The sequence below is a fragment of the Caballeronia sp. 11_S32 genome, assembly GCF_056930355.1.
Window position 1 is genome coordinate 1,711,242 of record NZ_JBXOWH010000004.1, and the last position, 21,577, is coordinate 1,732,818.

At 62.7% G+C, this 21,577-nt stretch carries 18 protein-coding genes; 10 read left to right on the forward strand and 8 right to left on the reverse strand.

From position 1 onward, the window contains the following. Nucleotides 1–100: 100 nt before the first annotated feature. Nucleotides 101–1,303, reverse strand: coding sequence for a glycine C-acetyltransferase (locus AC1Z32_RS34065; protein ID WP_483483205.1), 1,203 nt, complete (start codon nucleotides 1,301–1,303; stop codon nucleotides 101–103). Nucleotides 1,304–1,455: 152 nt separating this feature from the next. On the opposite strand from AC1Z32_RS34065, the gene AC1Z32_RS34070 reads away from it, so the two are divergent. Continuing rightward, a complete protein-coding gene (locus tag AC1Z32_RS34070) occupies nucleotides 1,456–2,058 on the forward strand; it encodes a helix-turn-helix domain-containing protein (RefSeq protein WP_483483206.1) in 603 nt (200 codons plus the stop codon). A gap of 141 nt (nucleotides 2,059–2,199) precedes the next feature. Here the strand turns inward: AC1Z32_RS34070 and AC1Z32_RS34075 are convergent, their stop codons facing one another. Then, nucleotides 2,200–2,388 (reverse strand): CsbD family protein, encoded by a 189-nt coding sequence (locus AC1Z32_RS34075; protein ID WP_061168765.1) that lies wholly within the window; start codon nucleotides 2,386–2,388, stop codon nucleotides 2,200–2,202. 267 nt (nucleotides 2,389–2,655) lie between these two features. Between AC1Z32_RS34075 and AC1Z32_RS34080 the strand changes: the two genes are divergently transcribed. Beyond that, nucleotides 2,656–3,009: a DUF2471 family protein gene (locus AC1Z32_RS34080; protein ID WP_062605173.1), complete on the forward strand. Its 354-nt coding sequence runs from the start codon at nucleotides 2,656–2,658 to the stop codon at nucleotides 3,007–3,009. Nucleotides 3,010–3,061: 52 nt separating this feature from the next. Here the strand turns inward: AC1Z32_RS34080 and AC1Z32_RS34085 are convergent, their stop codons facing one another. Beyond that, a complete protein-coding gene (locus tag AC1Z32_RS34085) occupies nucleotides 3,062–4,486 on the reverse strand; it encodes a DUF2252 domain-containing protein (protein WP_483483207.1) in 1,425 nt (474 codons plus the stop codon). A gap of 188 nt (nucleotides 4,487–4,674) precedes the next feature. Between AC1Z32_RS34085 and AC1Z32_RS34090 the strand changes: the two genes are divergently transcribed. Continuing rightward, entirely contained in the window at nucleotides 4,675–5,715 is a 1,041-nt protein-coding gene (locus tag AC1Z32_RS34090) for a tyrosine-type recombinase/integrase (RefSeq protein ID WP_483483208.1), read from the forward strand. 23 nt (nucleotides 5,716–5,738) lie between these two features. On the opposite strand, the gene AC1Z32_RS34095 is transcribed toward AC1Z32_RS34090, so the two are convergent. Further along, the gene (locus AC1Z32_RS34095) at nucleotides 5,739–6,938 is read right to left on the reverse strand and encodes a DNA-binding protein (RefSeq protein WP_483483209.1); all 1,200 of its coding nucleotides are present in this window, start codon (nucleotides 6,936–6,938) and stop codon (nucleotides 5,739–5,741) included. A 1,725-nt stretch (nucleotides 6,939–8,663) separates the two neighbouring features. Between AC1Z32_RS34095 and AC1Z32_RS34100 the strand changes: the two genes are divergently transcribed. Further along, complete coding sequence (locus tag AC1Z32_RS34100) at nucleotides 8,664–10,028, forward strand: RepB family plasmid replication initiator protein (RefSeq protein WP_483483210.1); 1,365 nt, start codon at nucleotides 8,664–8,666, stop codon at nucleotides 10,026–10,028. A gap of 93 nt (nucleotides 10,029–10,121) precedes the next feature. On the opposite strand, the gene AC1Z32_RS34105 is transcribed toward AC1Z32_RS34100, so the two are convergent. Beyond that, nucleotides 10,122–11,186, reverse strand: a complete 1,065-nt coding sequence (locus AC1Z32_RS34105; RefSeq protein ID WP_483483211.1) for a ParB/RepB/Spo0J family partition protein — start codon at nucleotides 11,184–11,186, stop codon at nucleotides 10,122–10,124. A 24-nt stretch (nucleotides 11,187–11,210) separates the two neighbouring features. Further along, complete coding sequence (gene parA / locus AC1Z32_RS34110) at nucleotides 11,211–11,873, reverse strand: ParA family partition ATPase (protein ID WP_062605179.1); 663 nt, start codon at nucleotides 11,871–11,873, stop codon at nucleotides 11,211–11,213. A gap of 450 nt (nucleotides 11,874–12,323) precedes the next feature. Here parA and AC1Z32_RS34115 point away from each other — a divergent pair, with 450 nt between their 5' ends. Continuing rightward, the gene (locus AC1Z32_RS34115; protein WP_483483212.1) at nucleotides 12,324–14,753 is read left to right on the forward strand and encodes a bifunctional acetate--CoA ligase family protein/GNAT family N-acetyltransferase; all 2,430 of its coding nucleotides are present in this window, start codon (nucleotides 12,324–12,326) and stop codon (nucleotides 14,751–14,753) included. Here the strand turns inward: AC1Z32_RS34115 and AC1Z32_RS34120 are convergent. Next, nucleotides 14,750–15,295, reverse strand: a complete 546-nt coding sequence (locus AC1Z32_RS34120; RefSeq protein WP_483483213.1) for a hypothetical protein — start codon at nucleotides 15,293–15,295, stop codon at nucleotides 14,750–14,752. The two genes, AC1Z32_RS34115 and AC1Z32_RS34120, sit on opposite strands and share 4 nt — an antisense overlap. Nucleotides 15,296–15,387: 92 nt before the next feature. Beyond that, nucleotides 15,388–16,164: an IclR family transcriptional regulator gene (locus AC1Z32_RS34125; RefSeq protein ID WP_483483383.1), complete on the reverse strand. Its 777-nt coding sequence runs from the start codon at nucleotides 16,162–16,164 to the stop codon at nucleotides 15,388–15,390. Between the two features lie 238 nt (nucleotides 16,165–16,402). Here AC1Z32_RS34125 and AC1Z32_RS34130 point away from each other — a divergent pair, with 238 nt between their 5' ends. The 5 genes from AC1Z32_RS34130 to AC1Z32_RS34150 are packed head-to-tail and all read left to right on the forward strand — an operon-like array spanning nucleotide 16,403 to nucleotide 21,545. Then, entirely contained in the window at nucleotides 16,403–17,404 is a 1,002-nt protein-coding gene (locus tag AC1Z32_RS34130; protein ID WP_483483214.1) for a sugar ABC transporter substrate-binding protein, read from the forward strand. Nucleotides 17,405–17,412: 8 nt separating this feature from the next. Beyond that, on the forward strand, nucleotides 17,413–18,918 hold the full coding sequence (locus AC1Z32_RS34135; protein ID WP_483483215.1) for a sugar ABC transporter ATP-binding protein: 1,506 nt from the start codon (nucleotides 17,413–17,415) through the stop codon (nucleotides 18,916–18,918). Then, nucleotides 18,908–19,930, forward strand: a complete 1,023-nt coding sequence (locus AC1Z32_RS34140) for an ABC transporter permease (protein ID WP_483483216.1) — start codon at nucleotides 18,908–18,910, stop codon at nucleotides 19,928–19,930. The genes AC1Z32_RS34135 and AC1Z32_RS34140 overlap by 11 nt, the downstream gene beginning before the upstream one ends. Nucleotides 19,931–19,940: 10 nt before the next feature. After that, entirely contained in the window at nucleotides 19,941–20,258 is a 318-nt protein-coding gene (locus tag AC1Z32_RS34145) for a UxaA family hydrolase (RefSeq protein WP_483483217.1), read from the forward strand. A gap of 9 nt (nucleotides 20,259–20,267) precedes the next feature. After that, entirely contained in the window at nucleotides 20,268–21,545 is a 1,278-nt protein-coding gene (locus AC1Z32_RS34150) for a UxaA family hydrolase (protein ID WP_483483218.1), read from the forward strand. Nucleotides 21,546–21,577: the final 32 nt, after the last annotated feature.

Below are 21,577 nucleotides of genomic sequence, written 5' to 3' on the forward strand. Positions count from 1 at the left end.
GCGTTTGATCCTGACGTTTGGTCCTGATGGTTCTGCTTCGAAGGTCGCGGGCTTGTGGCCCGGTCCCTTGCTTTATGCGCATAAAGGTCGACGGTCATGCTCAGCGGATGATGCCGAGCGATCGGCCGACGCGTGCGAACGCATCGACCGCGCGATCTATCTGTTCCTGCGTATGCGCGGCGCTCATCTGCGTGCGGATGCGCGCGCGTCCCTTGGGCACGACGGGGTAGGAGAAGCCGATCACGTAGACGCCTTCGTCGAGCAGCGCATCGGCCATCTTCGATGCGAGTTGAGCGTCGCCGAGCATGACCGGAATGATCGGATGTTCGCCGGGGACGAGATCGAAGCCGAGTGCGGACATCGCGCGGCGGAAGTGCGCGCCGTTCTCGCGGACGCGCTGGCGCAATGCCGCGCCTTCATCGCTTGCGAGCAATTCGAGCACCTTCAGCGAGGCTGCCGCGATGCTCGGCGCCAACGTGTTCGAAAAAAGATACGGCCGGCTGCGCTGACGCAGCAATTCGATGACTTCCTTGTGCGCCGCGACATATCCGCCCGACGCGCCGCCGAGCGCCTTGCCGAGCGTTCCGGTGATGATATCGACGCGATCCAGCACGCCGCAGTGCTCCGGCGTTCCGCGTCCGTTTTCGCCGATGAAGCCCACGGCGTGCGAGTCATCGACCATCACGAGTGCGCCGTAGCGGTCGGCGAGATCGCAGATGCCGGCGAGGTTGGCGATGATGCCGTCCATCGAGAAGACGCCGTCGGTCGCGATCAGCTTGAAGCGCGCGCCCGCCGCGTCGGCCTCCTGAAGGCGCGCTTCGAGATCGGCGAGGTCGTTGTTCTTGTAGCGCAGGCGCCGCGCCTTCGAAAGACGCACGCCATCGATGATGCTGGCGTGATTCAATTCATCGCTGATGATTGCGTCCTCTTCGGTGAGCAACGTCTCGAAAAGGCCGCCGTTCGCGTCGAAGCAGCTCGAATAAAGAATCGCGTCATCGGTTCCGAGAAATTGCGCGATCGCCTGTTCCAGTTCCTTATGCACGGTCTGCGTGCCGCAAATGAAGCGCACGGACGCCATGCCGAAGCCGTCGGCGTCGAGACCTGCCTTTGCGGCATCGATGAGGCGGCGATCGTCCGCGAGCCCGAGGTAATTGTTCGCGCAGAAGTTGAGCACGTCGCTTCCGTTCGCGAGACGAATGCCGGATGACTGCGGGCTCGCAATCACGCGCTCCGTCTTGTAGAAACCCGCGGCGCGAATTTCATCGAGTGTGGAGCGGAGATGGGTGAGGTATCGATCTTTCATCGCAATCCTTTTCGTGGCGTGCTGCTGGAGTCCGGCGGCGCTGCTAACGCACGCGCCCTTAGCCCTGTTATAGTGCATCCATCGCATCGGACATGTTCGGTATTTCGAACGCATTTCCGATATGCCGAACACTTTAAGGGATTGATCGTTTCATGGCAAGCACGGGTTCAGATGGAAAAACGGGCGATTTCGCGGGGGCCGGCGCGGCGCCGCCACGCGTCGGCGAAACTATTCAGCGATTGCGCAACGAGCGAAAGCTGACGCTCGACGATCTGTCGCGCGCGGCCGGGGTATCGAAATCGATGCTGTCGGAAATCGAGCGCGACAAGGCCAATCCGACGATCGCGGTCGCCTGGCGATTGACCAACGCGCTCGGCATCAGTCTGGATCAGCTGTTTGCGCAGCAGAGACCTGTCGAGGCGATTCGGGTCGCCGGGCCGCATGAAATACCGACCTTGAGCGGCGACAACGGCGGTTATCAGTTGCGCGTGTGGGGGCCGATAGAACTTGCCGGCAAGTTCGAGTGGTACGAGCTCACTTTGCAATCTGGCGCTGCGCTCACATCGAACGCGCATGAGCCAGGCACGCGTGAACATCTCACGGTGCTTAACGGATCGATCGAAGTGGATGCGTCTGGCGCGACGCGTCGGCTCAAGGCCGGTGAAACCGCGCGCTACGCGGCGGACGAAGCACACGCGATCCGCAACGTGGGCCGCGCCGACGCCAAGGCGCTGCTGGTGGTGATTCACGGCTGACCCAGGCGCGCGGGAGGCGCGGCCGACTTTATGCGCATCAAGTTCGGCCTGTGGACACCCGCGGCCAAACGAAAAACGGGACGCGCCTGGGCGCGTCCCGCTCGAAGCGGCGCCGACTTCACGGCGCCGTCATGCCCCGCATTACGGGTTCTTCTTTACGCTGTCCTTCAGATCTTCGCGCGCATCCCCCACGCCTTTTTGAACCTTGCCCGCCGCCTGCTGCATGTCGCCCTTGGCTTCCTGAGCCTTATCGCCGGTCATCTTGCCGACGCCTTCGTTGATCTTACCCTTGACCTGCTTGCCGACGCCTTCGACTTGATCCTTGTTCATCTCAGTTCTCCCGTGGTTTGCAGCGCTATGGGCCGCGCAGTGCCGTCGAACGAACGCAGTCAAGCGCCTGCGCGTTCCGCTCAGGAGATCTCCCAAGCACGGTTCAACGATGCGCTTCGTTGGCCGGCGCGCATAGCGGCGCATGTCTGAAACGCACGTAGGCGGAATCGCACATACACCCGGGTCGACTAGCGCGACGCTATTTTCATTGCAACAAGTACTGTATGTTTGTACAGTACTATAAGACCAGTTGGGAAGGGGTGAATCATGGAGTCGAACGGCGAAAATCTAAGCAAGAGGCAGTTCTCCCGCGCTGTGCGTGACCTCGAGCGCATCACGCGCCAGATTGCGGGGCGTTATATCGATAAAGGCGTGCCGCTGACCTGGCGGCTGTTGCATGCGATCGAAGCCGAAGCCGTTGCGGATCTGGGCTTCGCCGGACGGCACGAAGCCGCGCTGCGCGAGTTGTTCGCGCGTCCCGATACCTTTCATTTTCCCGAAACCGATGATGTAGTCGACGTCGCGGCCTCCGAGGCCTTGCCCGCCGTTTTCGCCTTCGCCGTGGACGCCTACGAGCGCGCCGCGCGACACCGACCGCAACTCGCCATCGCCGCGCACTGACACACACGCGCCCGGCACGCGGCAAGATCCGCGTGCCCCGGTTCATCCCCGCTCACGGCGCGAAATCCGCCGCCATGTCCGCATCGGAACGCGCTTCAAGCTTGCCGTCCCGGCATGCGGCGCGAAACACCTCGTAGTCCTTTTCGACCTGATCCGCATAGCCGCGGCCATAGCGCACGAGCACTTCGGCCATGCGATCGCTGTTGCCGAGATAGCCCGAGATCTCCGGCGCGCATCCGCCGGACTTCGCGTGTGCGCGGGCGAGCGCCCAGCCGCAAAGCGCGGCGTATTCGCGGAAAGCGTCGTCACTGTAGGTTTCCAGCTCCGCGGAAATCTTCATGTCGCGCAGTTGGCGAATATAGAGCGTGCGGCCGAGCGGACCCGTCGCCCAGCCGAGGAATGGGTCCGTGGCCGCCTGCATCAACCGTTGTCCATGCACCACGCGATGACCGTCGTGTTCGATCGCTTGCGCGTCCTTCGCCTGCTTCGCATATCTCGCGACGACCGACGTCGATGCTTCCTTCATCTGCAGGAAGAGCGGCTTGTCGTGGTGATCGGTAAGCAGCAAAACGAGGCAGCGCGTGCCGACACTGCCCACGCCGACCACTTTGAACGCGACATCCTGCAACGTAAACTGCGACAGCAGCCTCGCGCGCTCCGGCGTCAGCGTCGCGACATAGCTGCGCGTCAACGCGGCGAAGATCTCCTCGCGGCTGCCTTTCAGCGTCATCCAGCCGTCGCTCCTGTCGATCAGCGAACTCGCGCCGCGAATGTGGAACACAGCGGGCGGCGCATCGCGGATGCGCCACGTATCGCCCGTCCGATCCGCGAGCTTCGGCAACATCGTCTCGTGCGTCCGGCGCGAAGCGCGCTCGATGCCGCGCTTGATCCGCCGCCGCGCGTCGTCGCTCTGCACGGTGTCATGCATGCGATCGAACGTGATGCGTTCGTACCAGAGATCGAGCACGCTCATTTCGGCGTACTCGCGCATGTGCGTCTGATAGCTGCGCGCGGCGAGGAACGCGAACTCATCGGCTGCGAAACCGCCGTGGCCGAGATGCCGGCCGGCAATCGTGAAACTCGCGACGAGCCGCTTCAAATCCCATTCCCAGGGTCCCGGCGCGGTCTCGTCGAAATCGTTTAGATCGAAGATGAGTGCGCGTTCCGGCGTCGCGAAGCCGCCGAAATTGGATAAATGGCAGTCTCCGCAAATCTGGATGTCGATGCCACTGGCCGGCGTGACGGCCAGATCGTGCGCTTGCAGGATCGCGCTGCCGCGATAAAACGTGAACGGCGACACCAGCATGCGGCCGTAGCGCAGTGGAATCAGCGCCTCGACACGGCCTTTGCTGCTCATTCGCAGGAGTTCGATGGGATCGCGATCGATATCGCCGATTGCGTCGTGCGCGCCCCGCGGCGTGCGCTCGCGCGCGGCGCGTCCGTTCGCACGGCGTTGCTGCCAGGACTGCTGGGCCATCAATCACTCCTTTTTTGCTCTTGTGCGTACGGATGGAAGAAAGCCGTATAAACGACAGTAGTCGACGACATGCACGCCCGGCAAGACAGTTATCGACACTTCGATCGACAGCTGCGCTTGACGTCCGCCGCTCGAAGCCTGACCCTGTGCGCAGTGCAATACAGCGCGCCTACGCGCCTTCCGACACCATGCCGAACACTTCCGATCTCTTCGACCAACAGCGCACCGACTGGCAGGCGGATCCGCACGCCGCGTTCGATGCATGGCTGGCCCAACAGGCGTTCCGGGCGTCATCGGCCGATGTTTATCGCGCGCAATGGGGCAATTTTCTCGAGTGGCTGGCCACGAAGCGCGCGACGCTGCATACGGTGCAGCGTCCCGTCATCGAGCAGTTCGTCGCGCAACTGGACATTCGCCGGCCGCAGCGCATGCGTTATCTGAGGCTGATCGAACGCGTGCTGGATCATGTGCGGGAAGTGGAGTCGGCGGCGACGAATCCGGCGCGGTTCATCGCCCAGGACGGCAATGCCGCGTGGCGCAAGGCGCGTGACAACGAGCCGACGGGCTTTCTCACTCACGACGAGCGTACGCTGCTGGTCGCGCATCTGTTCTCGCCGATCGGAACGTTGCCAGCCGGACAGCGCTGGCGCGAGCGGCGCGACCGGGCGCTCGTCGCCGTGTTTCTCGGCGGCGGTGTGAAAACAGGCGAAGCCGCACAATTGAAGGTCGAGTGTTATGCGCCGGGCGCGCCCTACGTCACCGTCGATGCATCGAATCCCTTGCTGATCCGCCAGGCGCGGCTCGCGCCGTTCGCCATCGAAGTGATCGACAACTGGATCAGCGAGCGCAAGACGGCCGGTCTCGCGGGCGAGCTGCTGTTTCCAGCCGCGCCGTCAGGGCGCCCGATGCACAAGGCGACGATGCTGCGCGCGATCGACGCCGTCGTGGCCGCATCGGGGATTGCCGCCTCGCGTGTGGCGCGGGCCAGTCCGCAGACCTTGCGCAACACCTACGCGGCGGAGTTGTTCGAGGACGGAACGGACCCCGATCGCGTCGGGCAATGGCTCGGATTCCAGCAGACGATCTCCGTTCACCGCTTGCATCGGGCGTGGCAGGAATGGATGGGTGAGCAGATACGGGAGCGCGATATCGCGCAGGCGCGCGCCGGCGACGCTCGTGACGTCGATCCGCACGGACTCTCCGACGATCCCGAAAAGCCTCACCTTTGATGCTCGCCGGCCCTCGCAGCCGCTCAGGAGGCGCTGACGCGAGCGGACCGGATGAATCCGTCGACGGCGGCGAGCTTCGATGACACCGCGCCCGACGTGCGCTCGCAGTTCGGGCAGGACAGTTCGTATTCGTCTTCGTGACGCTGCAATTCCGGTTCGCCGGCCTCACATGCCGGGCAGGCGCCTGGCGCGACGACGTACGCATCGAGTTGCGTTCCCAAAGCGGCAATTTCGGCGGCGCTCAGACGTCCCTCCGCCGCAAGGGACGCGATCAACGCACCGACCTCGGCGCTGGCTCCGGACTGAACACGCTGCGCGTCGCGTTCGCGAACGAGTGCGTCGATTTCATCAGACTGGGAACGCACTTGGGATTCGAGCCGGTCGGCGCGGCTCCGTGCGGCGCTAAGTTGTTGAATAAAATCGAATTCTTTCTGGCCTGCCTCACGAACACTCGCCTGATGAGTAGCGGCCATGCCGCGCAAGGCGTCGAGCTCGACCAACATCGGCCGAACGCGTCGCTCGGCCTCCTTCACGGCATCCTTGATCTGCTGGGCGTAATGCTCCGTGCTGTGGCGCAATTCGCTCTGAAGTTCGTCAACGCGATCGCGAAGCCGCGCCGATGACTCCTGTTCCTGCTGGAGACGCTCTGACAGCGCCTCGTTTTCCTTCTCCCATCGGACGATGACTTCGCGCAAGCCGGATTGGGCTTCCGAACCCTGGTTGCGCAGCGCCTTGAGCTCGGCCTCCAATGCCGCGATTTGGGCGGCACCGGCTTCGGCGCGCGCTTCCGCGCGTCGATGAGCCTGCTCGATCGCTTCGCGGCGAATATCGGCGTCACGAACGTGAGCTTCGGTGGTCTGCATGGCGGCATCGAGACGGGATTTCTCGTCGTTCAGGGCGGAATGCGCATGCCTTTGCGCTTCGTCATACAGCGCTGCGAGCAGCTCGCCCGCCCGCTCTTGCAAGGACTCCGGCATCGCGCCAGCGTTGATGCGCACACGCAGGGCTGTACGCAGGCTCGCCCAGAATGCTTCGATGTCTTTCGGAATGTCGCTCGCGCTTCCTGTTTGCGTGAGGTCCCGGACCGTCGTCACGGAAGGGCGGATGCCGAGATCGAAGAAAAGACGTTTGCATGCGTGCTGAGAGAGCTCTTGCCGTCGCGCGCCGGCAATCCGCATTGCGTCGATTTCGTGGCGTAGGGTATCGCGGGTGATTGAATCCATGGCAAGTACAGAGCGAGTCGAGATGCAAATCATAACGTTTTACGTGTTGAACGTTACGAAAATCGCATATTGCTGTCGAATTGGATCAAATGCCTCCTATGAAGGCGGCAGTCGTCAATTTGGCTTAGCGTGAGTGGGGCTTTCCGTGAAACACTCTTAGGTAGTTAACGCAAGCGCATGATTTAGTGAGGATTTTAATGCGCTTTCTGTGGGTTGGTGCTGTTTCACGAGTTTTTGGGTGTGGTTGGAGGATTCTCCTGCGAGACGAGACTCGTCTTGAGAGTATTAGAAGTAAACACCGTTGAACCTTGTTAAAACCAGTTAACGCCAGCGGAGAGCCTTATGGGATAAGGGTTTGCGGGATGTCAGGTGAGCTTGTTCAGGAGCTATGGTGAAGTCCTTCGGGATAGTGCGGTGATGGGCTTCGGGGCACTCGGTGAGCACCCGCGGGAAGGATCGTGAGCGGATTCAGGAGGGGCCGAAAACGCTAAGGTGAGGAAATTCGGGACAATTCCGCCATGTGAGCATTGATATTTCGTGGTTCGGCTGGCTTCTATTGCTATCGAAAGGTGAGCGTTGTCGGGAGCGTGCGAAAACGGCAATTCACGACGCGAATCAGGTCATTTTTACCGGTTGGTGAGGCTTTTCGGGGCCAAACTGGTGATGAAGGTGAGCTTTTTCGGGCGTCCGGCGGCTCAAAGTGCCGAATTTACGGGGATTCCGGCGCTTGGTGAGATTTTTCGGGAGTTCAGAGACGGCGATTTGCCAGCGTGAGTGCCCGCGCCGGTGCTGATTTTGCGTGCTGCAAGGCTTGAGGTGAGTTTTTTCGGGAGCCAGAGAAAGAGTCGAGCATGGTTACTCGAGCCTGCATGAGTTTGCGACAAGGTGAGATTATCCGGGATCGGCCTCGCAATAGGCGGATTGGAAAGCCGCCTGTTCACGCTTTCTGAAACCTGAATTGCTATAAAAAACATATAGATACGCTGAGGGAACTGCGGTTGGAGATGCCCACGGTGAGCTTATTCGGGACTACCATGCTCGCGAAGCGCTGCATGGCGCACGGTTGACCGGTGAGGATATTCGGGAGGGAATTTGTTCGGATCCGCGCGGAGAAAGCGAGATAAGTGCCTGCAAGAATACGTTTCTTACGGGCGCAGCTCGCTAAGGTGAGCGTTTGCGGGAAGCAATGGTGAGCATTTGCGGGAGCGAATGTGGAGGAAGATCCGGAGCAAAGGTGAGTCTTTGCAGGACGCGAATCTTCGCGCTTCCCTTGTCTGCGGGCCCGCAGCAGACGTTTCTGACGTGCGGTTGCCTGTTTGAGGTGAGGCTTTTCGGGAGCACACATATCGCTATAGTCAGAAGTGAGATGCAGCACCGCTCGATATGCACCGCAGGACGGCAGTTTCCTGTCGAAATGCGTGCCACGACGTGCTGTATCGCACGCACCACATCGCGCCAGCGAGCCAAAAAAATTTTAAGGTGAGTGCTTTCGGGACCCCGGCGCAGGGTTCAGATCGCGCCGGCAAGTTCGCGCAATCCGTTTACCCGCGCGGGCACTGCATATATGAGATGCGATCGATCGGTGAGCGGTGAGTGTTTACGGGAACGCACCGCAGTGAGTCAGATCAATCGGCGCAGAATCACCCCAATGCGGTGAAGCGCTCCCTATAGACGAGGTTCACCCCAATCGGTATCCTTCCTCGCAATATCGATCCTGACCATCGCATGGCCACCAAGCGCGCAAAGAAGACCGACGTAGTCAGCCCGAGTTCGGCAGAATTGCGCAAGGCGGTCGAGGCCATTGCGATACAGCCGAAGAGCGGCAAGATCACGCTTCTGACGAGAAAGCTGTTCAACGTTCTGCTCGCCGTTGCCCAGCAAGCCGACGAGTCCGGTGACACGTATCGCGCGCTACTCTCGGACATCGTCGCAAATTCAGCGTTCGACTCGAACGATACCGCGCTCGTCAAAGAGCATTTGCGTCGCATGGTGTCGGTGCAGGTGGAGTGGAGCACCGGCACGTCGAGCCAGAAGCCCGGCCGCAAATGGGGTATTTCGACACTGATCGCCGACGCCGAAATCCTCGAAGACCCGACGACGCGCCGCGTATGGGTCGAGTTCTCGTTCGCCCCCAAGATCAAGAAGAAGCTGCTCGATCCCGTGCAGTACGCGCGTCTGAGCCTCCAGTTCCAAAGCCAGTTGCGCAGTAGCGCCGGTCTCGCGCTGTACGAAATATGCGTCCGTTACCTGACCAATCCCAGTCATTTGACGATGCGCGAAACGTGGGAATGGTGGCGTCCGATCCTCTCCGGCACGCCCGATACCGAAGCCGGGGATGAGGCGAAGCGCGAATACAAGTATTTCAAGCGCGATTATCTGCGTCCGGCGATCGCCGAAGTGAACGCGGTGACGAACATCTTCGTCGAGCTCGTCGAGCATCGCGAGGGACGGCGTGTCGCGGAAATCCAGTTCCGTGTGACCGAACGCAAACAGCCGATGCTCGCGCTCGATGAACATCCGAATGTGTTCGACAGTACGCTCGTGGACCGGATGGTGAAGATCGGCATTCCGCTCAAGGATGCCCAGACTCTCTACGCGGACAGTGAGGAAAATCGCATCCGGGCCGCGTTGCAGATGACGGAGCAGCGCATGCGCAGCACGTCGTTGCCGCCGGTTCGCAGCGCAGCGGCCCTCTTCAAGGACGCGCTCAAGAAAGGCTATGCGCCGCCGGTGGATGCGTTGCCGCCCGCGACGAGCGGCACAGTTGCGCGGTCCCCGGCGTCCGCCGCCTCAGCCGCCGACGATCTCAAGGCGCGGCTCCTGAGCGAATTCTCGGCCTACCGTCGCAAGGAAGCACGTGTGCTTTACGACGAGCAAGGTGAGGAAGAACGGGAGCTCGCGCGTCAGTCGTTCGAGGAAGACGTGTTGCCAGGACTGGGTACGCATATGCGCGACGATTGGCGCAAGCGTGGACTGGATTCGAAGCTCGCCGAAACATCCTTTTTCGATTGGCTTGCAAGGAAGACCTGGGGCGAACCCACGGATGGCGACTTGCTGGCGTTCACCCTGAGCCAATCGCGCGTGGGCTGATACTGTACCCACACGCAGGAAATTTCAGAACGATAAAACCGCTCACACTGACCGCCGAAGCACGATCCGGCGGCCAGTCTTCGTATTACTTCTTCACTTCTTCGTTTCGTCCGGCTGGAGCATCAGTTCGATCTGATGCAGCAACGCGTCCCGCTTTTCGCGCGACAAGCCACGCAGACGCAGTTCGAGGCGGTCCTCGCCATATGACTTCAGATCGCCGACCGCGACGCCATCCAGCTTGATCTCGAGCCGCTGCGCATAGCGCTGCCGGCTCTGCGGCTTCGGTGCTTCCTGAGCACTCGCGCGACCTTTGACGATATCGGCGACCTGACGCGTGCTCAGATCGTCTGATGTGATCTTGTTGATGAGCCGCAGCGTGGCGTCGCTGCCGCGCGCCGCGTGATAGCGCGCGATTTGATAAGCCATGTTCGAGCCGAACCGGTCAGGGCGCGCGACCATCTCGTGCATGACGCCCTCAGGAAGCTTCGCGATGGACAACGCCACGGCGATCGTCGATTCATCGAGCCCGAGATGGTCCGCCAGTTCGCGCTGGCTCTGGAAATGCTGCTCGTCGAGGAAGCGTCGCCATACGACGGCATTGTCGAAGACCGTTTGCGAGTCTCGCTGAACGTTGAGGTCGTAGCCGAGCTTGTAGCTCTGGATGCCGATCGGCAGATCGACGACGACAGCCTTCACGGCTTCCTTGTTTGCTTCCTTCAGTGCCCTCACACGGCGACCGCCGTCACTGACGAAGAACGTCCCCGGATTCTCATAGTCGGGAATCACATGGATCGCTTGCTGTTGACCCTGCTTCGCCAGATTGACGGCCAGTTCCGCGATCGAAGTCTTGAGATAGAAATGACGCGGATTGAACGGGCTAGGCTTGATCGACTTCAGCGGCAATTCGATCACTTGTCCCGTCGTATAACGATTCGCCCGTCTCCACGCGCGATATTCGTCGGACTCGGGGCCGGCGTTTATGTCGGCGGTTTCTTCGGTGACGAAGGCGCTCGATCGGCCATTCGCCGCAGCCTGCCCCGCATGCTGAATATCGACGATGCCATCGATCGCATTGAGACGATCAAGCGCGGTGCGCTTCTCGCTGCTCGTCGAGTCGGGCCGGGCCTTGAAGCCCTTTGCAAACTGGGACGGTTTCATTCAGGGTCCTTTATGCGCATAAAGTCAGGGGAGCATGTCGAGGATCTCATCGGCCACGGCGCGGATTTCCGCCGCCGCAAGCCGAGCGCCGCGATCGGTCATTTGAAGTACGGTCTGTCCGAGCGCCATCGCCTGCTTGTAGCACTCGCGCGTGGGGATCTGGGTCTTGAGCAAGGGAAAGCCAAGTTCTTCAAGCGCGACCTTGAGCTCGCGCGTGAGCATGCGCTTCTCTTCCGTCTTGTTGAGAAGGAAGACGGCGCGCAAGTCTTCGTTCATCACCTGCGCTTGCTGCACGAGCTTGACGAGGCCGACGCTCGACCAATAATCCGCTGGCGACGATGACGTTGGGATCACCGCGACGCTCGCCGCGAGCAGCACGACACCGGAGACTTTTTCGGTGATCGACGGCGGGCAATCCACGACGATGATGTCGTAGTCGTTCACGAACTTCTTGATCTCGCGGTGAATCTGCCCTCCCGCCTCGGAGAGATTGACGACGGGAAATGGAATCCCGCTCGCGCCATCCGATGCGGCGCTCGACCAATGGACCAGTGTGTTCTGACCATCCGCGTCGACTACCAGCACACGCTTCTTCTTTTCGTGAAAGGCCGCACCGAGGTGCATCGCAATCGTGCTCTTGCCGACGCCGCCCTTCTGTTGCGTGATCGCTATGATTTCCGCCGCCACGTTTTGCTCCGAAATTTGAAGTCCGTTGAATTCTACATTGGCGTAGTTATTTTTCCAGTAATAACTAACAAGAAATGACCTTCATTAGCCGTTCGGCCGAGGTTTATGCGCATAAAGTTCGGCAGCGCCGCCGTCGCGAAGACTAGAGACCTATCGTGGCCGCGCATATGAAGTCGCCGCGCGGCTTTATGCGCATAAAGTCCAGACCGCGAGGCAGTCACGAAACAGAACACCCGATAAATCGCTTCCGCGACATGTTGTTGATCGGACTCGATCCGCATCCACTACGTCCACCTCGAAGCGCACCCGACAAACCCTCCTTCAGACCTTTATGCGCATAAAGTCGCCGTCCGCGGCCTGCTCTCGGTACCACCGATCCGCGTCATCACCGGCCCAACAAAATCGCCTATCCTAAGCGCTGTCTCAACCGCCACCGATGCCGGAGTCTCCATGACCGTTCGCAACCTGGACATCCTGTTCGCGCCGAAGTCGATCGCTGTCGTGGGCGCATCCTCGCGCGCGGGCAGCATCGGCGAGATGGTGTGGACGCGTACCTTGTGCGCAGGCTTCGAAGGCCGCCTCTGGCCCGTCAATCCGAAACACAAAACCCTGGGTGGGGAAGCGGTGTATGCAGACATCGACGCTCTGCCCGAAGCGCCAAACGTGGCCGTGCTCTGCACACGGCCGCACACATGGCCGGGTCTCGTCGAACGCCTGGGCCGACGCGGAACAAAAGCAGTGGTAATCGTCGGTGAGGCGAAGGAGCGCGGCTATGCGTCGAAGTCGCCGCAAGACAAGCCTCAGTCATCGGCCGCCGAGGCGGATGAATGGACCCTTCGCACGCTTGCCGCCGCACGGCCGTTTCTCTTGCGCGTCGTCGGGCCGGCCAGTCTCGGTGTGGTGACGCCGGCGATCGGCGCGTGTCTCGGTGCGCCCGCGTGCAACATCAAGTCGGGCGGGGTCGCCTGGGTATCCGGATCGAATGCGTTGACGAACGGCGTGCTCGGCTGGGCGCGTGCGCGCGGTCTCGGCTTCTCGCGCATCGTCGCGCTCGGCGATGAAGCCGATGTCGATTCCGGCGATATCCTCGACTTCCTTGCGAGCGACGCGTCGACACGAGCGATCCTGCTCGCCATCGAAACCGTCCGATCGGCGCGCAAGTTCATGTCCGCCGCGCGCGCCGCCGCGCGAAACAAACCGGTGCTCGTGCTTCGCACGGGCCGCGACGATCCGTTCGATCGCCTCTATGGCGCCGCGTTTCGTCGCGCCGGACTCGTCCGTGTCGATTCGCTCGACGACCTGCTCGACGAAATCGAAACGCTCGGCATCGGCCGCGTTGCGGCAAGCGATGTCGCGACGGTCATCACGAGCGGCCGCGGGGTCGCGGCGCTCGCGCAAGACGCATTCGCCTCCGCCGGCGACGACCTCGCCCAATGGCCGACGGCCGCGCGCGATGCGGTGGCGGCGGCGCTGCCTCGCGCCCGCACGGGCAACCCGCTTCTGCTCGGCGATGACGCCACACCCGCCGATTTCGGCGCCGCGCTCGAAGCGCTCGCGGCGCATCGCGAGACCGGCACCGTGTTCGTCGTGCATGCGCCGACGCACAGCGCGCCGGTCTCGGAAGTCGCGCGGACGCTGATCGCCGAGCGGCGTCATGCGTACCGCGGTTTGCTCGCGTGCTTCTTCGGCTGCGTGGATGCGGCCACGCGCGACGAACTCCACGCGAACGGCATTCCCGTGCACACGACGCCGCATCGGCTGGCTCGCGGTTTCGCGCGTCTCGTCGATTTCAGGCAAGGCCGCGAATTGCTGATGCAAACGCCCGACGGTCTCCCCGCTGAAGTCCCCGACGACATCGATGCCGCGCAAGGCGAGATTCGCAACGCACTCGCCAATGGCATCGCCGAATTGAACGGCGAACGCGCGGCGCGCGTGCTCGACCGCTTCGGCATCACGGTCAAGCCGGGACCGCCGGATTCGCCGACGAGCGATGCCATCGAGATTCAGACGCGTCTGCTCAATCATCGCGTGTTCGGGCCCGTGTTCGAGTTCAGGGCCGAAGGCGGGCTCGGCCTCGCGGATGCGCTTCACGAGTTCGCGCTGCCGCCGCTCAATTCGGTGCTCGCGCGCGATCTCGTCACGCGCTCGCCGCGTTCGCGCGAACTACCCGCCGAGATGCTCCTCAATGCGCTGACGGCGTTGTCGCAACTCGTTTGCTATATCGAAGAGATCGTCGCGCTGCGGCTCGTGCTGCGCGTGACGCGCGATTCGGTTGCCGTTCATGAGCCGCAACTCACATTGGGCGCGCATCGCAAGCCGCTTGCGATCGTGCCGTATCCGCGCAGTCTCGAAGAGACGCTCGACTGGCGCGGGATGCGCATCACCGTGCGGCCCATTCGTCCCGAGGACGAAGACGCGCACGCGGCGTTCGTCGCCGCCAACACCGCCGAGGACTTGCGCCTGCGTTTCTTCGGCGCCGTGCGCAGCTTCGATCATTCGCAACTCGCGCGTATGACGCAGATCGACTACGACCGCGAGATGGCGCTGATCGTCACGCGGGCGAATGGCGAAGGAGAGGGCGAAACGCTCGGCGTTGCGCGCGCGGTCGCCGATCCCGACAACGAGACCGCGGAATTTGCGGTCGCGGCGCGCTCGGACATGAAGGGGAGGGGATTGGGATCGCTGCTGCTGTCGCGGCTCATCGACTATGCGAAGAAGCGCGGCACGCGCTGGATGATCGGCGAAGCATTGCGCGAGAATTCAGGCATGATCGCGCTGGCGCGCAATATCGGCTTCGAAGTGACGAAGACCGACGACCCGGGTGTCGTCGGTTTCAGGATGCGGCTGTGCGATTCACCGTCACAGCCGCGCGCGGATTAGGCCGCGAGTTTGGCGAGCGCATCGTCGACTTGCGCGCGCAATAGCGAGAGCTCGCCGAGCAATGCTTCGTCGTACGTACTTCCCGTTTCCTTTTCGAGCCGCGCGATCGTCAATGCGCAGCGCGACGTGTCCTTCAGCGTCGCGATGAACGGCTTGACCGATTGCCCCGACGTGAACGCTTCGAAGAGCGGCACGCGGATTTCGTCAGGCAGCGCGCGCGATGTCCACTGATACGGCTTGCCGTTGTGCGTCAGTTGCGGCGGCAGCGTGCGCTCCTTCTTCGCGGCGGGAATCAGGCCGAAGGTGCGCGCCGCATCGCCGATCTGCTCGGCCGAAAAAAGCTCGTCCGGCGTGATGTCGAATTGCGCGATATAGGTTTCGATCGCCTGCATGGCGGCCGAGCGATCGTCGCGCTTCTTCTGCGCGCGCGCGACGATGTCGCGCAGCTCGTCGGCTTCGCCGGCCGTGATCGTGAAGTTCGCCTGCTTTTGCTGAAGTTCGGTGAAGCGGAGGAATTCGTTGTCGGAAAGGAGTTTCGCCATCGGGAATGCGTCGGAATGAACACGGCGGCACGCCGACATGGCGCGCCGTCATTTGAGAGGGTCGTCATTCTAACGCGCGAAGCATGTGCCGTTCAGTCGTGCATCATCGAAAGCGATTCCGCCGCATCTTTCAGCAACGCAGTGACGTCTCCGATCGAGGGCGCCACATACTCGTCGATACGCCGCATGTAAGGGCAGGTGAGCGCGGCGATAGCCTGCCCCGACGGTCCGAGCAGCGGAAACGTCACATCGGTGACGCCGAATGTCTGCTGACTGTCCTTCTTCGAATAGCCGGTGTCGCGAATCTGCTTGTAGTCGGCGTCGAGCACCGCGCGATCGAGCGCCAGTTCGCCCTTGACCTTCGTATGCTCGGCGAGCATGTGCTCGCGCTGCTCGTCGGTCTGGAAGGCGAGCATCACACGGCCCGAGCCGGTATCGATCAGGCCGACGCGCGAGCCCAGTCGCACCGAAATGCCCCACGTGCCGGGGCCGTCCACTTGCGCGATGACAAGCAGATTGCCGCGATCGTAGACCGCGAGATGCACCGACTGCTCGGCGGCATCCGCGAAACGCTGCATGACCGGCAGCGCTTCGGCGATCAGCCGGTTCATCGGCGGATGCCGATGCGCAAGCGCATACAACTTCAGGCTCAGCGAATAGCGGTCGCCTTCGGGCGAACGCACGACGTATTGGCGCGCAACGAGCCGCTCCAGCATCCGATACATCTCGCTCGCGTTGCGCCCGAGCATCTTCGTGATTTCCGCGCGCGTGAGCCCCGATTTCTGCTCGGACAGCAATTCGAGAATGTCGAGCCCCTTGTCGAGCGCGGGCGCGCGATAACGGTCGGCGTCGTTGTCTTCCACGTCCATGTGCAGTCTGGGTCGGTTCATGAATTCGCGCCGAGTTTAAGCCTTTTGTCAGCGAACGCCGGTTCCGTCGACAAAAAACCGGCTAGGGAAATTACCGACCTGTCTCGACGCGCGCCGTTCTTGACTTCGAATTGTGCGTATATGAATAATACGTTCACTGATGAATAGATGCCACCGACAGTTTCTCGCAGCACCCCACGTTGCAGTCACGAAGAACAGGACATCAGGAGACAAGCAGATGAAGTTCACCAGGAAACTCGCCGTTGCCATCGCGGCGGTCGGCACGATCGGCCTCGCGCATGCCGCCGAGAGCGGCAAGGTCGGCCTCGGCCTGCCCATGCTCACATCGCCGTTCTGGCAGTCGTACAACAACTACCTGCCGAAATACGCGAAGGAGATGGGCATCGACATCCTCGCGCCCGTCAACTCGAACGGCGATCCCGCGCAGCAGATCACCGACATGAACAATCTGCTGAACCTCGGTGCGAAGGGCATCCTCGTCGGGCCGCTGGATTCGGCGGCGATCAGCCGCGCGCTCGATGCCTCGTCGGCGAAGAGCGTGCCGGTCGTCGCGGTCGATGTCGCGCCGACGCAAGGCAAGGTCGCGATGGTCGTGCGCGCCGACAACCGCGCGTACGGCACGAAGTCGTGCGAGTACATCGGCGAGCATGTGAAGTCGGGCAAGGTCGTGCAGATCATGGGCGATCTGGCGTCGGTGAACGGACGTGACCGCTCCGAGGCGTTCCGCGCGTGCCTGAAGAAATATCCGTCGCTGACCTTGCTGGAGATTCCGGCGGCATGGAAGGGCGACGCCGCCGCGACCGCGCTCGACAGCCTCCTGACCGCGAATCCCGATGTGAAGGCGATCTACATGCAGGCGGGCGGCGTCTACCTGTCGCCGACGCTGCAGACGCTGCGCCGCAAGCAGCTGCTCGTCAAGGCGGGCGATCCGAAGCACATCGTGATCGTGAGCAATGACGGCATTCCGCAGGAATTCGATGCGATCCGCCGCGGCGATATCGATGCGACCATCTCGCAGCCCGCCGATCTGTACGCGAAATACGGCCTCTTCTATATCAAGGCGGCGCTCGCCGGACAGACCTTCAAGCCCGGCCCGACCGATCACGGCAGCACGATCGTGCAACGTGGGCCCGGCATTCTGGAGGATCAACTGCCCGCGCCGCTCGTGACGAAGACCAACGTCGACGACAAGTCCCTCTGGGGCAACACGATCAAATGAGCGATCAAATGAGCGCGCCCGTCGTAGAGGCATTGGGCTTGACGAAGCGCTACGGCTCGACGGCAGCACTCGCCGACGTCACGATGCGAGTCCTGCCCGGCGAGTCCCACGCGCTCGTCGGGCGCAACGGCGCGGGCAAGTCGACGCTCGTCTCGATGATCACCGGCCTGCGCAAGCCCGACGCCGGCGAGATCCGCTTCGGCGGCGAACTCGCGCCGCCGCTCGCGGACCGCGATGCATGGCGCGAGCGCGTCGCGTGCGTCTATCAGCACTCGACGATCATCCGCGAGTTGTCCGTCGCCGAGAATCTGTTCATCAACCGGCAGCATCGGCGCGGCGGCGTGATCGACTGGCGCGCGATGCGCCGCGACGCCCGCGCGCTCCTCGATCACTGGAAGATCGATGTGCGCGAGGACGCACGCGCGGGCGACCTGACCGTCGAGGCGCGGCAGCTCGTCGAGATCGCGCGGGCGCTGTCGTACGGCGCGCGCTTCATCATTCTCGACGAGCCGACCGCACAGTTGGACGGCGAGGAGATCAAGCGTCTCTTCAGGCGTATCGAAGAGTTGCAGCGTGAAGGTGTCACTTTCCTGTTCATTTCCCATCACTTGCAGGAAGTGTACGAAATCTGTCAGGCAGTGACCGTGCTGCGCGATGCGCGTCATATCGTCAGCGCGCCGGTTTCGGCGTTGCCGCGTGACAAGCTCATCGAAGCGATGACGGGCGAGCAGGGCGGCCTCAACGTCGCGGATGCGGCTGCGCGTCCGCCTTTACCTGTCGATGCATCGGTCGCGCTTTCCGTGTCGACACTGTGCGGCGATGACTACGACGACATCAATTTCAGCGTGCGACGCGGCGAAGTCATCGGCCTGACGGGCGCGACGACGAGCGGGCGCACGAGCGTCGCGGAGGCCATCGCCGGATTGAAGGCGCAACGCAGCGGCACGATCGAGGTCGATGGCCGCGCGCTTCCTCCCGGCGACGTGCCCGCCGCGCTGGCGCACGGTGTCGGCTGCGTGCCGAAGGACCGGCATCGCGAAGGGCTGGTGCTATCGCAATCCGTGGCGGAAAACGCATCGATGACCATCGCGCGAACACTTGGCCGCTTCGGAATTGCGACGCCCGCGAAGAAGAACGCCTTCGGACGACGCATGATCGCCGCGCTCGGCATCAAGACACTTGGACCCGAGCATGAAGTGTCAGGCCTGTCGGGCGGCAATCAGCAGAAAGTCGTGATGGCGCGCGCGCTCGCGACCGATCCGAACGTGCTCGTGCTCATCGATCCGACCGCGGGCGTCGACGTGAAATCGAAGGAAGCGCTGCTCGGCGTCGTGGAGCGCGTGCGCGAGGAAGGCAAGGCGGTGCTCGTCGTCTCCGGCGAACTCGACGACCTGCGCACCTGCGACCGCGTCCTCGTGATGTTCCGTGGCGCTATCGCCGCCGAATTTCCTGCCGGATGGCAGGACCATGAACTCATCGCATCCGTCGAAGGAGTGAGTCTCCATGAAGCATGACGTTTCCAGTCCCGCGATGGCCGGTGTGCCGATGCAACGGCAGCGCCCGCGCATCGAACTCGCGCGCTTTCGCGATCTCGCGCTCCTGCCCGCGCTCGCGCTGCTGCTCGCGATCGGCGCGTTCGTCAGCCCGAGCTTCCTGACGCAGGCGAACCTGATCAGCATTCTCGGCGCATCGGCGGCGCTCGCGCTCGTCGTGCTCGCCGAATCGCTGATCGTGCTGACGGGCAAGTTCGATTTGTCGCTCGAATCGACGGTCGGCATCGCGCCCGCAGTCGGCGCCATGCTCGTGATGCCCGCGGCATCGTCGGGCTTCGGGCTCGAATGGCCGGCGGCGGCGGGGCTCGCGGCGATCCTCGTCGTGGGCGCGGCGGTCGGCTTCGTCAACGGCTTTCTGGTGGTGCGGCTGCGGCTGAACGCGTTCATCGTCACGCTTGCGATGCTGATCGTGCTGCGCGGGATGCTCGTCGGCGCGACCAAGGGCGGCACGCTCTTCGACATGCCGCCGTCGTTCTTCACGCTCGCGACGACGCTCGTGCTCGGTTTGCCCGTGTCGGTCTGGCTCGCGGCGGCGGCGTTCGCGATCGCCGCGTTCATGCTGCGCTATCACCGCCTCGGCCGTGCGCTCTATGCCATTGGCGGCAATCCGGAAGCGGCGCGCGCGGCGGGCATTCGCGTCGAGCGCATCACCTGGGGCGTGTTCGTTCTGGGCAGCGTGCTCGCGTCGATCGGCGGATTGATTGTTACAGGCTATGTCGGCGCGATCAACGCGAACCAGGGCAATGGCATGATTTTCACGGTGTTCGCCGCGGCGGTCATCGGCGGCATCTCGCTCGACGGCGGCAAGGGCACGATGCTCGGCGCACTGTCAGGCGTTTTGCTGCTGGGCGTCGTGCAAAACCTTCTGACACTTGCGCAAGTTCCGTCGTTCTGGATTCAGGCGATCTACGGCGCGATCATCCTCGGCTCGCTGATGGTGGCGCGGCTCGCGGGTGGCGAAGCACAAACTTGAGATATCGACGATGCAACAGACAACCGACCCGCGCCTCATCCTGCTGAGTCCGGAAGACAACTGCCTGATCGCCGCGGCGCGCTTGCAGCAAGGCGAAACGCTGATGATCGAAGGCGAGGCGGTCACGCTCGCGACGACCGTCGAGCTCGCGCACAAGCTTGCGCGGCACACGCTGTCGAAGGATGAAAAGGTGCTGCGCTACGGCGCGATCATCGGCCACGTGAATGTCGATGTCGCGCGCGGCGAGCATCTGCATACGCACAATCTGGAAAGCGACTACATCCCGACCTATACGCACGACGCTGGGCACACTTACGTACAGCACTAGAACACGCCTATGAACACTCCCGCACTCCAGGGCTATTTGCGCGCCGATGGCCGCAAAGGCATCCGCAATGTCGTCGCGGTGGCGTATCTCGTCGAATGCGCGCATCACGTCGCGCGCGAGATCGTCGCGCATTTCCGTCCATCGTTCGATGCGTTCGATGCGTCCGATTCCTTCGATCCGCAAGCCGAACCGCCCGTGCATCTGATCGGCTTTCCGGGCTGCTATCCGAACAGCTACGCGGAAAAGATGCTTGAGCGCATCAGCACGCATCCGAATGTCGGCGCGGTGCTGTTCGTTTCGCTCGGCTGCGAGAGCATGAACAAGCACTATCTCGCCGATGTCGTGCGCGCGAGCGGCCGCCCCGCCGCCGTGCTGACGATCCAGGAAAAGGGCGGCACGCGCAGCACGATCCAGAACGGTCTCGACTGGGTGCGCGAGGCGCGCGCCACGCTCGCCGCGCAGGAAAAAGTGCCGATGGCGCTCGATGAACTGGTCGTCGGCACGATCTGCGGCGGCTCGGACGGCACGAGCGGCATCACGGCGAATCCGGCGGTGGGCCGCGCGTTCGATGCGTTCATCGGCGCGGGCGCATCGTGCATCTTCGAGGAAACGGGCGAGCTCGTCGGCTGCGAGTTCCATATGAAGCGGCGCGCGGCGCGGCCCGAACTCGGCGATGCGATCGTCGACTGCGTGCAGAAGGCCGCGCGCTATTACACGGCGATGGGCCACGGCTCGTTTTCCGTCGGCAACGCGGACGGCGGCCTCACGACGCAGGAGGAAAAGTCGCTCGGCGCCTACGCGAAAAGCGGGGCGTCGCCGATCGTCGGCATCATCAAGCCGGGCGATGTGCCACCGACCGGCGGCCTCTATCTGCTCGATGTCGTGCCCGATGGCGAGCCGCGCTTCGGCTTTCCCAATATCAGCGACAACGCGGAGATCGGCGAGCTGATCGCGTGCGGCTGCCACGTGATTCTCTTCACGACGGGACGCGGCTCGGTGGTCGGCTCGGCGATATCGCCGGTGATCAAGGTCTGCGCGAATCCGTCGACGTATCGGAACCTTTCCGGCGACATGGACGTCGACGCGGGCCGCATCCTCGAAGGCCGCGCGACGCTCGACGAAGTGGGCCGCGAAATTTTCGATGTGACCGTCGCGGTGGCGTCGGGCGCGGCGTCGAAGTCGGAAGGGCTCGGGCATCAGGAATTCATTCTGACTTACAAAACCTTCGAGCCCGTCGGCCCCGCGTGTTTGCCCGGCGGTGCGGTACGCGTTACTGTGGCGGCTTGAGTTTGCGGATCCGTCGCGGAAATCGAAACAAA

What these genes read in the sequence shown, in the direction of transcription:
- AC1Z32_RS34065 (WP_483483205.1), bottom strand. Translation starts at nt 1,303, where the DNA reads ATGAAAGATCGATACCTCACCCATCTCCGCTCCACACTCGATGAAATT.
- AC1Z32_RS34070 (WP_483483206.1), top strand. Translation starts at nt 1,456, where the DNA reads ATGGCAAGCACGGGTTCAGATGGAAAAACGGGCGATTTCGCGGGGGCC.
- AC1Z32_RS34075 (WP_061168765.1), bottom strand. Translation starts at nt 2,388, where the DNA reads ATGAACAAGGATCAAGTCGAAGGCGTCGGCAAGCAGGTCAAGGGTAAG.
- AC1Z32_RS34080 (WP_062605173.1), top strand. Translation starts at nt 2,656, where the DNA reads ATGGAGTCGAACGGCGAAAATCTAAGCAAGAGGCAGTTCTCCCGCGCT.
- AC1Z32_RS34085 (WP_483483207.1), bottom strand. Translation starts at nt 4,486, where the DNA reads ATGGCCCAGCAGTCCTGGCAGCAACGCCGTGCGAACGGACGCGCCGCG.
- AC1Z32_RS34090 (WP_483483208.1), top strand. Translation starts at nt 4,675, where the DNA reads ATGCCGAACACTTCCGATCTCTTCGACCAACAGCGCACCGACTGGCAG.
- AC1Z32_RS34095 (WP_483483209.1), bottom strand. Translation starts at nt 6,938, where the DNA reads ATGGATTCAATCACCCGCGATACCCTACGCCACGAAATCGACGCAATG.
- AC1Z32_RS34100 (WP_483483210.1), top strand. Translation starts at nt 8,664, where the DNA reads ATGGCCACCAAGCGCGCAAAGAAGACCGACGTAGTCAGCCCGAGTTCG.
- AC1Z32_RS34105 (WP_483483211.1), bottom strand. Translation starts at nt 11,186, where the DNA reads ATGAAACCGTCCCAGTTTGCAAAGGGCTTCAAGGCCCGGCCCGACTCG.
- AC1Z32_RS34115 (WP_483483212.1), top strand. Translation starts at nt 12,324, where the DNA reads ATGACCGTTCGCAACCTGGACATCCTGTTCGCGCCGAAGTCGATCGCT.
- AC1Z32_RS34120 (WP_483483213.1), bottom strand. Translation starts at nt 15,295, where the DNA reads ATGGCGAAACTCCTTTCCGACAACGAATTCCTCCGCTTCACCGAACTT.
- AC1Z32_RS34125 (WP_483483383.1), bottom strand. Translation starts at nt 16,164, where the DNA reads ATGGACGTGGAAGACAACGACGCCGACCGTTATCGCGCGCCCGCGCTC.
- AC1Z32_RS34130 (WP_483483214.1), top strand. Translation starts at nt 16,403, where the DNA reads ATGAAGTTCACCAGGAAACTCGCCGTTGCCATCGCGGCGGTCGGCACG.
- AC1Z32_RS34135 (WP_483483215.1), top strand. Translation starts at nt 17,413, where the DNA reads ATGAGCGCGCCCGTCGTAGAGGCATTGGGCTTGACGAAGCGCTACGGC.
- AC1Z32_RS34140 (WP_483483216.1), top strand. Translation starts at nt 18,908, where the DNA reads ATGAAGCATGACGTTTCCAGTCCCGCGATGGCCGGTGTGCCGATGCAA.
- AC1Z32_RS34145 (WP_483483217.1), top strand. Translation starts at nt 19,941, where the DNA reads ATGCAACAGACAACCGACCCGCGCCTCATCCTGCTGAGTCCGGAAGAC.
- AC1Z32_RS34150 (WP_483483218.1), top strand. Translation starts at nt 20,268, where the DNA reads ATGAACACTCCCGCACTCCAGGGCTATTTGCGCGCCGATGGCCGCAAA.